This is a genomic window from uncultured Pseudoflavonifractor sp. (genome assembly GCF_944387805.1).
Lineage (GTDB): Bacteria > Bacillota > Clostridia > Oscillospirales > Oscillospiraceae > Pseudoflavonifractor.
Map to the genome: position 1 here is coordinate 1 of NZ_CALXGI010000078.1, position 11,439 is coordinate 11,439.

The window sequence follows — 11,439 nt, forward strand, 5'->3', positions numbered from 1 at the left end:
AAAAGAGGATGTAGATGGTCAGCCGGGCGTTGCAGCTCATAAAGGGCGTCACCAGCATGACCTTGAACCGGTCCCGCCTGTTTTCCAGGGCGCGGGAGGCCATGATGGCGGGGACGGTGCAGCCAAAGCCCAGGAGCATGGGGATGAACGCCTTGCCGGACAGGCCCAGCTTGCTCATGATCCCCTCCATCACGTAGGCAACCCGGGCCATATAGCCGCTGTCCTCCAGCAGGGCCAGGCAGAGGAACAGAATGAGAATGTTGGGCAGGAAGGTGATGATGGTGCCCACGCCGGCGATGATCCCGTCCACCACCAGAGAGGTGAGTGCCTCCCCGGCCTGTACGGCAGCCAGCCCCGACTCCGCCGCCCCGGAGAGCCAGCCGATCAACAGCTCCAGGTATCCCTTCAGCCAGTCTCCAACGGTAAAGGTGAGGAAGAAGGTGACCGCCATAATGCCCAGAAAGACCGGGATGCCCCACACCTTGCTGGTCAGCAGCTTGTCCGCCTTTTCCGTCAGCACATCCTGCCGCTCCTTGTGGAGCAGCACCTCGCCGATGATCTCCCCGATGAAGTCGTACTTCTGATTGATGATGTCCGCCTCATAGCTGCGGTCCAGCACCTGGGGGAGATCCACGGGGTATTTCTCCGTGATCTCCTGATCGCTCTCCAGCAGCTTCAGAGCGTGCCAGCGGTAATTGACCAGATCGGGGTACCGCTTTTTCAGCGCGGGGATGAGCTGGTCCAGCTTGTCCTCAATGGCATCGGAGTAGACCATGGCGTGCTCGGCGTGGTCGTTCCGGTGCCTGGGGGAGGCCGCATGCTCGTGGACCAGCCGGTCCGGCCCGGTGCTGTCCTTGTGGTGGATGGCCGCGTGGAGCAGCACATCCAGCCCCCTCCGCTGGCGGGCGGAGACCGGGATCACCGGGATGCCCAGCATCTCCGGCAGGCGGTGCAGGTCGATCTCCATGCCCCGCTTCTCCACAATGTCCATCATGTTCAACGCCATTACCACCGGCTTGCCCAGCTCCAGCAGCTGGAGGGTCAGGTAGAGGCTGCGCTCCAGGGCGGAGGCGTCCACCACGTTGATGATCACATCCACCTGGCCGCTGAGGATGAACTGCCGGGAGACCGTCTCCTCCATGGTGTAGGAGGTCAGGCTGTAGGTACCGGGCAGGTCCACCAGATGGATGGTCATGTCGTGGTCCTTCATGACCCCCTCCACCTTCTCCACGGTGACGCCGGGCCAGTTGGCCACCTTCAGGTTGGCCCCGGTGTAGGCGTTGAACAGAGTGGTCTTGCCGCAGTTGGGGTTGCCGATGAACCCGATGGTCATTTCATTCCCTGCCATTTGCGTCACCCGCTTTCACTGTAATGTTCTTTGTGATGTTGTACCCCAGGGCGAACCGGGTGCCCCGGAGCCTGATGATCAGAATGCCCTTTCCCTTCCGGTTCAGCACGGAAACCGGCGTTTCCCGGGTCATGCCCAGAGCCTCCAGACGGCGCTCCAGCTGGAAGGGGAGGCTGATTTGTTCTACAACATAGGTATGCCCTACTTGGGCGTCTTTCAAAAGCATGGCTGCACCTCTCTGACAAAGCCGTTCAAGTTTGGCCCATCACTGTCTTGTTGGAATAAAAAAGGGGCGCCCCACTATGGGACACCCCAGTGAACTTAAAACTCAGCCGATCGCGATGGTGGAACGCTTCGGCAATTCCTTTTTGCTCTCCTTAGGCACGGAGATCTTCAGAATGCCGTCCTCATACTTGGCGGACACATCCTCGGGCTTCACATCGCCCACATAGAAGCTGCGGCTGCATGCGCCGGCATACCGCTCCTGGCGGATGTAGCGGCCCTTCTTGTCCTTCTCGTCCTTATCCAAGCCCTTGGCCGCGCTGATGGACAGATAACCGTCCTTCAGGTCCACGCTGATCTCGTCCTTCTTGAAGCCGGGCAGGTCGATGTCCACCTCATAGGTGTTCTCGGTTTCCCGCACATCGGTCTTCATCAGGTTCTTGGCATGCTTGCCATACAGCGGGTTACGGCCGCTCCACATCGGGAAGTTTATAAAATCATCATTGAAGAGATCATCAAACAAATTCTCGCTAAAAATGCTGGGCAACATAAGTCATTCCTCCATTTCAACCACTTATCTTGTGCCCACCGGGATGGCCTCTTTGGCCCTCCCTCTTGGAACGACTCTGTTATAGCACCGGACGTTAGCACTGTCAATAGGAGAGTGCTAGTGTTTACAGAAATCGCAAAATTTGTTCACAAATCCTTCACATAACTGGGGGGTACTCTTATGTTGTCGCTTGATGCCCGGAAGCTGCTTCAAAATGGTACTTGACGATGCCGAGATCAATTTTTGTGTAAGGGCCCATCCCGGATACAGAAATCCATGGTTTCCCGTTCTTCAGTCCAATTTTGAATTTCTGCTGATTGATGGCGGTCGGCGCCAAAAGGGCTGCCTCTGCACCGCGCCAAAACCAGTCCGGCATCTCCTCCTGGACAGACACCACGCGGTCTATGGACTTGCTCTTATGAGCGGCTCCCCTGGTCTCTCCATATCCGATGGCGATTACCAACACCAGCTTTTCGCCTGCCGGGACCAGTTTTTTTACGGCGGATTTGTGGAAGGACAGAGCCGCCCAGCAGGTGTTCAGGCCCAGCATCTGCGCCTCCAATACAATCCGTTCTCCATAGTATCCGCACTGTTCCTCCAGATCGTCCCGGGGCGTTCCGGCCAGAATCAGGTAGTTCTCCACGTTGCGGAACTTCCCATAGTGGGCCAGTGCCGAGTCAAAGGCGGTCGGATCATCATAGCGGATCTGAATATGCAGGCCGCTCTCCGCATTGCACTGTCGGATCAACTCGTCCAGTATCTGCCGTTTTTCCAATTCAATTTTCTTCCCGGTATAGGCCCGAACGGAGTGCCGCGCTTCCATTGCCTGCATTATATCCATGCCAGTCCGCCTCCCGTCCGTCAGCTCAGCAAAACAGCTCGCAGTTTTTTCGTACCTCGCAGGCCTTCTTGATGGCCATGGCCGCCACTGCCACCATGGCGCCGTTCACCTTCCGGGCCTTCTGGGGGCAGATGGACACGCAGCGCATGCAGGAGATGCACTTCTTTCCGTCCGTCTCCCTGGGATTCTCCCTTGGGATCGCCTGCACCGGGCATTTCTCCGCGCACAGGCCGCAGGCGTTGCACTTGTGGTCCGCCTTGGGAACCAGCCCGCCGCCGCCCGCCTTCTTATAGGGGCGGTTGCCGGGAATCTGCGGCGGGGTATCCGAGCCGCTCTGGGCCTTCTCCAGGATCTTTTGCGCAATGCTCCGCAGCTCCTCCTGGTCCTGCCCGTCCGGCCGGCCTGCGGCGTACTCGTGAATGATGGAGTGCTCCGCCACGGCGGCAACGCCGGCGATGACCCGGAAGCCGCTCTTTTCCGCCGCGTCGCTCAGTTCCAGCAGCGTGTCCTCGTAGGCACGGTTGCCGTAGACACACACCACAGCGCAGCGGGCCCGGTTGCCCCGGATCTGCTCCAGCCGCTGGACCGCCACCGCCGGGACACGCCCGCCGAAGGAGGGCACTGCGATGAGCGCCAGGTCGTCCTCTCCCAGGCTGACCGCAGAGAAATCGGCCCCGGCATCCGACAGGTCGATTTTCGTGACCGGTTTCTCCCACGCCCCGGTGATGAGGTCCGCCACCTTCTGCGTCCCGCCGGTGGGGCTGAATGTGATTTGTACGAGATTCATGATACGCTCCTCCTTGTAATATTTTGAATTACACCAATTGTACTCCGCCTGTGATGTAGTGTCAATATTTACAACGCAGAATTTTATGGGCGCCCGGAAAGTCTGAGGCGTATGCGCAGCGGTGGGGAGATGTGAAATGGAATTTGGAAAAGTGAGCTGATATAGGGAGATCCGTGCAATTTAAACGATATGAACCGCTCTTATGGCAAAAAGCGTCCCGCTCCTAAGAGTGGGACGCTTTTTGCCCGTGAAAGTATTTGGCCTGGCGTTCCCCGGCGCTCTTATTTCGTCAAATCCCCTCATAAGATGTAATTGATGTATTTACAGCACATAAAAAGTACGTTATACTCTGATTAGTACAAATTCTATAAATTCAAAGGGCGGGATTTTGATGCACATCAGCACAAAGTGTTCCGTGGCGCTCCATTGTCTGGTTTTTGTTCATGAATATGGGGATAAGTACAAGGTGACCAGCGAACTGCTCTCCCGTTCAGCCGGAATCAATGCAGTCACGATTCGGTATATCCTCAGTGCGCTCAAGAAGGATGGCATTCTTTCCATCAAAGCCGGAACCGGCGGGGCGACGCTCCAGTGCCCGCCGCAGGAAGTCAGCCTTTACCGGATCTGCGCAGCCCTGGAACCGGATTTCCTGACCAAACTGATTGGCGTCCACCCGTCGCCGGCCGCGCTCTGCCCGGTGGGAAACAGCATACACGATGTATTGGACCGTTCCTACCAGAAAATCCGGGATGACCTCCGCCACAGCCTGGAGGGTATCACGCTGGCTCAGGTCCTCTCGGACTACCACCAGATTCAGGTCGAGAAAGCGGAAGAACGCTCCCCGGGAGAGGCATAACGTTTCCCAAAAGTGCAGACTTCCGAGAGGCAGCTCCACTCCCAACGGAGAGCCGGAGCCGAAAAACTTCAAATTTCATAATATAGTGAGACAAGTTCACGCAGTACACTCAGGACTGCAAGAAATCTTTTATGACCGCCCCATCATGGTACCCTTTATCGTAGAGCCGCTGCAGGGCCTCCTTGTCCCTTTTGAGGGTGTCCACTCCGCAGGTATCGTCCGGAGAAATAATCAGCACCCGGCCCTGCTCTGCATATTTCTGAGCCAGTGCCACACCTTCATTATAGTGCTGGGCCCGCAGGCACAGTTTTTCAGCGGCAAGCGGGTACTTTTTTCGGATGCCGGCGGCGAGCCGCTTATCCTTTTTCGGAGTGCGCAGCACATGTTCCGGCTTGGTCAAAATCAGTACGACGCGGTCACAGCCCATCTGCAGTGCCTTCTCCACCGGGACGGGATCTCCCAGCGCTCCGTCGTAGTACGGGATACCCTGAATCAAATAAGGATGGCAGACAAAGGGGATGGAGGAGGACGCTTTGAAGATATCGTAGTTGTCCTGCTGCAGATCCGCTTTCGTGAAATACTTTGTCTCACCAGTCAAAGCGTCTGTTGCGACGACCAGAAGTTCCATGGGATTATCGCGCAGCGCCGGATAGTCCAGCGGATTTTCACCGTCCGAGTTGCTCAGCGTGCCGTAAACATAATCCATATCAACAAAGGACTTTTTGGTGAGCAGGTTGCCGATACCCATATACTGTTTTCGAAAGGAATAATCCATATAGAAATGGATATTCCGTCCCTTTTGTCCGGCCGCATACGACGCGATATTGGCGCTGCCCGCGGAGACGCCGATTCCAAGGTCAAAATGGATCCCATCGGTTAAGCAATGGTCCAATACGCCGGCGGCATAGATTCCTCTTAGCCCGCCACCTACATCCACAATCCCGGTTTTCATAGTCAATTTCTCTCCTCGGTTCCGTATCGTCAGCTTTTAAACGCAGCCGTTCGCCATTCATTTTTCGTTTATCCCGGTCTCTGTGGCCAACCGGACGCAGCATTGGTGCAGCAGTCCAAAGCGGCAGAAGCAATTTTTCCAATTCTGACATACTTTTCAGGATACAACACTGATTATAACAGAAGAACAGGGCATGTACCATTTACACTTCCTACTCAGATGTATAAATAATCCGGAGGAAAGCATGTTTTATGCTCCTCCGGATTTTCCTGTGCAGAACCGGGTACATTGTCATCAGCTGATTTGTATAAAGCAAATGGTTCCCCGAGCCAATGACCGGGGAACCGTTTGCTGCTGCGGGTCTTAATATCAGAGGACTGTCCGCATGAGAAGGAGACGGAACGGCTTCTGCCCCATGTGAGGTCAGTCAGGGTAGGTAAAAACCGGTTCCCCGCTGTTCCAGTCGAGATAATAGCATACCTGACAGGAGATCCCCAGGTAGTCCGTAAAGATGTCGTCAAAGACATACCATGTATCCTGAATGGAAGCCTCCATACTGGCGCGGGTGCTGGCGTCAATGGAGGAGAGAAATTCCTCCGGCGTCAAGGGGCTGTTTGGACTCATATTGTATGCGATGGTTACCAGCTGGTTCTCTGCGTCATAGGTGGCACTCCAGCGGTCGTCATCACTGATGCCGAAATCTTCTTTTATACATTCAAAGATCTTGGAGACCGCCAGACTGGCCAGTTCCTGGCTGTCCTCATAATCGCCCATATCCATGAGTGTCCAAAAGGCGTTGATATAGTCTTCCATGTACTCGCCGCTCTCCAACTGTTCGAGAACGGTATTGTATATGCCGGACTTCACACTCTGGTCCAGATAATACTGTGCGCTGTCGGCCATTTTCCGGCTGTCCTTGTAGGTGTCCAGGGACTCAAAAATCTCCACTGCTTCCTGATAATACAGCTTGGAGAGGTTGGCGTCGGAAGAGATGGCCTCCCCCTCGGACAGCACGAGGGACAGGCCTTCGTCACTGCCGCTCTCGCCGTAGGACATGAGGGCCATGGCCTTGTCGTACATGGCCTGCTTGGCCTGGTCGGCGCTGTCCTTATAGTCGCCCAGGGCCTCAAAGGCAGCGGCTGCGCCGTCATAGTCCCCGGACGCCAGAAGAGCGGACGCATTGTTATATGCGGAGCTGTTTTTCAGGCTTCCGGAAATCAGCGCGCCGGCCACAATCACAACGATGGCGGCGGGGACCAGAATCATGGCCAGCTTGCGGGCCTTTTTGGCCTTGGCCTCCGCAGCCGCTTTTTCCGCCGCCTCTCTTTGCAGCCGCTCGTCCCGGTCGGCCTTCAGCTGTTCCAGATCCAGCTCTGACAGATAAGCGGACGTCCTGCGGCAGTTGTGGCAGGCCTCCTCGCTTTGGTGGTTGAGGGCGCCGCAGGAGCAATACCACAGATCCTGCTCCGCTTTGAAGGCAAACTTGCAGTCGCTGCCGAACTTAATCTGATACTGCTTGACAAGCTCGGGGTCGCGGAAGGCGTTCATCAGCGGTACGGGGGCGGAGAGGGGCTCCCAGGGCGATCCGGCGCTTGTCCAGATGCTGTTGTCTGAAAAGATGACCTGCGTTACAGCCGCTGAAAAGGCCCGCGCAGCCGGATCCGGGAGAAAAATAGGGAGCTTCTGGCCAAAATCCTCGTCCCGCGCTGCAGTCAGATCCAGATACTGATGCTGGACTGCGCTGCCCAGCGGCTGATTCACTGTGTCCAGCGGCGTGAGCGCAACGGTGGCCGCCTTAATGGCTTTATCCTGGATGTTGCGGAGTTTAAGCTGCACCAGCACCTTGTTCGTCTGGGTATCCTTGAGCAGGGCGCCCGCCGCAATCACAACGGGAGCGCCTGCAGAATACAGATTTTCAGGCGAGGCGAACAGCCTTGCATATCGATTGCTCATGATACTGCGCTCCTTTACAGCTCGGGAAGCTCGTCAACGGGGGAGGCGGAGGCCTGAATGCTGCCGTTGCCCGCCAGCTGATGAACGTCATCCACCAGCTGACCGAAGGCGTACAGCGGCCAGGAGGAGAGCAGGCAGAGCAGGCCGCCGAGGCCGCAGCTCAGCAGAAGGATACCGTTAAAAGAGTCAAAGAAGGTCAGCAGCTCTACAATAACGCCAACCGCTATGCAGAAAATACCGATGCCGCCGCATACCATCGCCAGGGTTGTCAGTTTCTTGCCGATGTTGGAGTACAGTTTTTTCATCAAAATCTTCCTCTCCTTTGGTACAAAGGGTGCTTCTGTGAGACAGGCACAGGGAATGGCTACGCTGCTTTTATTTTAGCTGTACGTAAAGAAAAAACAATATCCCTGCTGCATAGTGTTTTGGGGCGAGCGGGGAAAGGACGCTTCCCGTCGGAGACCTGAAAAAAGCAGCCTGCTGTGCAGTGGGCGTCAAAGCGCACTGCACGGCAGGCTGTCCTGTTTGGGACCTTGTGGCCGCTCCGCAGGGAGCGTTTGCTTCAGGCCTGCGGCGTGTTCACAAGCGTCTCTATCCGGCGGTGAATACGGCGGATAACGTCCAGGAACACCTGGTCGCTCTGGCCGGTGGGGTCGGGCAACTGCCAGTTGTCGTCAAAAGCCCGGCCAATGTAAGGACACCCCACATCACAGCCCATGGAGATGATCAGATCGGGGGTGGGAATCTGGTCAATGGTCTTGCTGTACTGGCTTTTCTCCATGTCAATGCCATAGAGCTGCTTCATCAGCCGTACTGCATCCTGGTTGATCCGGGGCCTGGTCTCAGTGCCTGCGGAGTAAAAGTCGAAGCGGTCGCCCGCCAGATGGCGGCCCAGGGCCTCGGCTATCTGGCTGCGGCAGGAATTATGGACACAGAGAAAAGCAATTCGTTTTTTTGCCATGCTTACCGCCCCCACTCTGCCAGCAGTCTGGCCACCTGGCCGGCCTTGAGCACCCGGCCGGCGGAGGCGAGCTTTCCGTTGATCTCCAGAGCGGGCATCGCCATGGCGCCGCTGGCCATAATCTCCTTCATATCCGTCACATACTCCGCCTCTACAGGCAGACCCAGGGTGCGAACCGCCTCCTGAGTGCTCTCCAGCAGGGCGCGGCAGTTTTTGCAGCCCGAGCCCAGCACCCGGATGCTGGTGATGGGACTGGAGTCCGCAGGGGCGGGGGAGACCTCACAGCCGCAGCCGCAGCTGCAGGCGGACTTCTCCCCCTCTTTTTTCTTTCCGAATCCAAACAGTGCCATAGTGACGCGCTCCTTTAGAATAAAAATTCATTCAGCAGAATGGTTTGATTTACACCAGCAGAGGCTGGAGGGCGTTGAAGAAGTACCCCACCAGAATGATGCCCACCGCGCAGATGGCAACAAAAACGCCCAGCAGCTTTGGCTTGACTGCCCTGCGCAGGAGGATGAGAGAGGGGAGGGACAGGGTGGTGACTCCCATCATGAAGGACAACACCACCCCCAGCAGGGCCCCCTTGGCCAACAGAGCCTCTGCAATGGGAATTGTGCCGAAGATGTCGGCGTACATGGGTATGCCCACCACCGTGGCCAGAATTACACCCAGGGGATTGCGGCTGCCCAGCAGGGCTGCCACGTAGTCGGTGGGAATCCAGTTGTGAATAATAGCGCCGATGCCAACGCCTGCCAACACATAGGGAAATACCTTTTTGGCCGTGGATACCACCTGTTCCCAGGCGTAAGCCAGCCGGTCCCGGACCGACAGGGCCTCCTGGGGCTGGCCCAGAACCTGGCCGCCCCGGATGTACTCCTCTACCTGATTGTCCAGATGGAGGGCCTCAATCAGCGTGCCGCCGGCCACGGCCACAATCAGTCCCAGCACCACGTAGACCACGGCCACCTTCCAGCCGAACGCCCCCATCAGCAGTACCAGGCTGCCAAGGTCCACCATGGGGGAGGAGATGAGGAAGGAGAAGGTGACGCCCAGGGGCAGCCCGGCGGCAGTGAAGCCCATGAACAGGGGAATGGAGGAGCAGGAGCAGAAGGGGGTCACGGTCCCCAGCAGGGCGGCCAGGCAGTTGGCGCCCAGACCGTGGAACCGGCCCAGAATCCGTCTGGTCCGTTCAGGCGGGGAAAAGCTCTGGATATAGGAGATGAGGAAGATGAGGCAGCCCAGCAGTACCATGATCTTGATGGTGTCGTAGAGAAAGAACTGCACGCTTCCGCCTGTCCGGCTCCCGGGGTCCAGCCCCAGCTTTTCCACCAGGGCGGTCATCAGACGGCTGAGCCAGCCCATGCCCAGAATTTCATCCTGGAAAAAATTCCATACCGATTGCAGCGCTTCCATAGAGCCTCCCAACCATATAAATCAAGAAAATTCGATTTGAAACGCCGGAAAAAACGCCGCCCCTTGGGTGGCGTAGGGATATTCCGTCACTTGCAGCAGCCGCAGGGGTTCTGCCCCTCTGCCGCGCCGGTGATCTCCTGCAGCAGCGCCACAGCCCTGGCGCTGCCCTGGGGACTGATGCGGTAGTGGGTCCATTTCCCCTCCTCACAGCCCGCCACAATGCCTGATTCGCAGAGAATTTTCATGTGGTAGGACAGGGAGGACTGGGGCATGCCCAGAGCCGCGGTCAGCTTGCAGGCGCAGAGCTCGCCGCCCCGCAGCAGCTCCAGAATCTGCTGCCGCCGGGGGTCGCACAGGGCCTTGAACACGGCGGCCCGCGTCTCATATACTGTGGCCATGTACACACCTCAAATCTAAAAATCTTGATTTATTATAGTGCCGGGACAGCGCGCTGTCAAGGGGAAAAATAAAACCGGCTTCGGAACTGAGTCCGAAGCCGGCAGGCAGGCGTACACACGCCCAGGTCAGGCAGTCTCCTCGGCAAAGTTGCCGGTGTAGAGCTGGTAGTACTTGCCCTTCTTTTCCATCAGCTCGTCGTGAGTGCCCCGCTCGATGATGCGGCCCTGTTCCATGACCATGATGCAGTCGGCGTTGCGGACGGTGGAGAGCCGGTGGGCGATAACAAAGGTGGTCCGGCCGGTCATCAGGGCGTCCATGCCGTCCTGCACCAGCTTCTCGGTGCGGGTGTCGATGGAGGAGGTGGCCTCGTCCAGAATCAGCACCGGCGGGTCGGCCACGGCAGCCCGGGCGATGGCCAGCAGCTGCCGCTGGCCCTGGGACAGGTTGGCGCCGTCGCCGGTGAGCATGGTGTTATAGCCGTCAGGCAGGCGGCGGATGAACCCGTCGGCGTTGGCCAGCTGGGCGGCGGCCATGCACTCCTCGTCGCTGGCGTCCAGGTTACCGTACCGGATATTCTCCATCACTGTGCCGGTAAACAGGTGGGTGTCCTGGAGTACGATGCCCAGAGACCGGCGCAGGTCGGGTTTTTTGATTTTGTTGATGTTGATGCCGTCGTAGCGGATTTTGCCGTCGGCAATGTCGTAGAAACGGTTGATGAGGTTGGTAATAGTGGTCTTGCCCGCGCCTGTGGCGCCTACAAAGGCAATCTTCTGGCCGGGCTTGGCCCAGAGGGTGATGTCGTGGAGCACCAGCTTGCTCTCGTCATAGCCGAAGTCCACGCCGTCAAAGACCACGCCGCCCTCCAGACGGGTGTAGGTCACGGTGCCGTCAGCCTTGTGGGGGTGCTTCCAGGCCCAGACATTGGTGCGGTGATCCGCCTCGGACAGATTGCCGGCGGCGTCCTCCTTGGCATTGACCAGCTCCACATAGCCCTCGTCGGCCTCGGGCTCCTGGTCCATCAGGTCAAAGACACGCTGGGCGCCGGCGGCGGCGGTGACCACAAAGTTCACCTGCTGGCTCACCTGGGTGATGGGCTGGGTGAAGCTCTTGTTCAGACCCACAAAGGAGATGACGGTGCCCAGGGTGACGCCGGCCAG

Annotated in this window: 14 protein-coding genes; 1 reads left to right on the forward strand and 13 read right to left on the reverse strand. The window is 57.7% G+C overall.

The genetic code is table 11. The annotated features are described in order from the left end of the window. The 5 genes from feoB to Q0K06_RS12850 all read right to left on the reverse strand — a co-directional run. The coding region (gene feoB / locus Q0K06_RS12830) for a ferrous iron transport protein B (protein ID WP_294553241.1) at positions 1 to 1,348 on the reverse strand (1,348 nt) is incomplete at its 3' end. Continuing rightward, positions 1,335 to 1,574, reverse strand: coding sequence for a FeoA family protein (locus Q0K06_RS12835; RefSeq protein ID WP_294553243.1), 240 nt, complete (start codon positions 1,572 to 1,574; stop codon positions 1,335 to 1,337). The genes feoB and Q0K06_RS12835, both read right to left, overlap by 14 nt. Before the next feature lie 102 nt (positions 1,575 to 1,676). Continuing rightward, on the reverse strand, positions 1,677 to 2,120 hold the full coding sequence (locus tag Q0K06_RS12840) for an Hsp20/alpha crystallin family protein (RefSeq protein WP_294553246.1): 444 nt from the start codon (positions 2,118 to 2,120) through the stop codon (positions 1,677 to 1,679). Positions 2,121 to 2,298: 178 nt separating this feature from the next. Continuing rightward, on the reverse strand, positions 2,299 to 2,961 hold the full coding sequence (locus Q0K06_RS12845) for a nitroreductase family protein (protein WP_294553247.1): 663 nt from the start codon (positions 2,959 to 2,961) through the stop codon (positions 2,299 to 2,301). A 25-nt stretch (positions 2,962 to 2,986) separates the two neighbouring features. Further along, entirely contained in the window at positions 2,987 to 3,748 is a 762-nt protein-coding gene (locus tag Q0K06_RS12850) for a 4Fe-4S binding protein (RefSeq protein ID WP_294553249.1), read from the reverse strand. Positions 3,749 to 4,139: 391 nt separating this feature from the next. Here Q0K06_RS12850 and Q0K06_RS12855 point away from each other — a divergent pair, with 391 nt between their 5' ends. Continuing rightward, entirely contained in the window at positions 4,140 to 4,604 is a 465-nt protein-coding gene (locus Q0K06_RS12855) for an Rrf2 family transcriptional regulator (protein WP_294553251.1), read from the forward strand. 109 nt (positions 4,605 to 4,713) lie between these two features. Here Q0K06_RS12855 and Q0K06_RS12860 read toward each other — a convergent pair whose 3' ends face one another. The 8 genes from Q0K06_RS12860 to Q0K06_RS12895 all read right to left on the reverse strand — a co-directional run. Then, positions 4,714 to 5,556, reverse strand: a complete 843-nt coding sequence (locus Q0K06_RS12860) for a patatin family protein (RefSeq protein ID WP_294553252.1) — start codon at positions 5,554 to 5,556, stop codon at positions 4,714 to 4,716. A 423-nt stretch (positions 5,557 to 5,979) separates the two neighbouring features. Continuing rightward, positions 5,980 to 7,509 (reverse strand): hypothetical protein, encoded by a 1,530-nt coding sequence (locus tag Q0K06_RS12865; protein ID WP_294553255.1) that lies wholly within the window; start codon positions 7,507 to 7,509, stop codon positions 5,980 to 5,982. Between the two features lie 14 nt (positions 7,510 to 7,523). Continuing rightward, complete coding sequence (locus Q0K06_RS12870) at positions 7,524 to 7,817, reverse strand: hypothetical protein (RefSeq protein WP_294553257.1); 294 nt, start codon at positions 7,815 to 7,817, stop codon at positions 7,524 to 7,526. 254 nt (positions 7,818 to 8,071) lie between these two features. Continuing rightward, on the reverse strand, positions 8,072 to 8,470 hold the full coding sequence (locus Q0K06_RS12875) for an arsenate reductase ArsC (protein WP_294553259.1): 399 nt from the start codon (positions 8,468 to 8,470) through the stop codon (positions 8,072 to 8,074). Between the two features lie 2 nt (positions 8,471 to 8,472). After that, on the reverse strand, positions 8,473 to 8,820 hold the full coding sequence (locus tag Q0K06_RS12880; RefSeq protein ID WP_294553261.1) for a thioredoxin family protein: 348 nt from the start codon (positions 8,818 to 8,820) through the stop codon (positions 8,473 to 8,475). Between the two features lie 49 nt (positions 8,821 to 8,869). Then, positions 8,870 to 9,883, reverse strand: coding sequence for a permease (locus Q0K06_RS12885; RefSeq protein WP_294553263.1), 1,014 nt, complete (start codon positions 9,881 to 9,883; stop codon positions 8,870 to 8,872). A gap of 86 nt (positions 9,884 to 9,969) precedes the next feature. After that, positions 9,970 to 10,281, reverse strand: a complete 312-nt coding sequence (locus Q0K06_RS12890) for a metalloregulator ArsR/SmtB family transcription factor (RefSeq protein WP_294553265.1) — start codon at positions 10,279 to 10,281, stop codon at positions 9,970 to 9,972. Positions 10,282 to 10,407: 126 nt separating this feature from the next. Further along, a partial coding sequence (locus Q0K06_RS12895) for an ATP-binding cassette domain-containing protein (RefSeq protein WP_294553266.1) occupies positions 10,408 to 11,439 on the reverse strand: 1,032 nt, incomplete at its 5' end.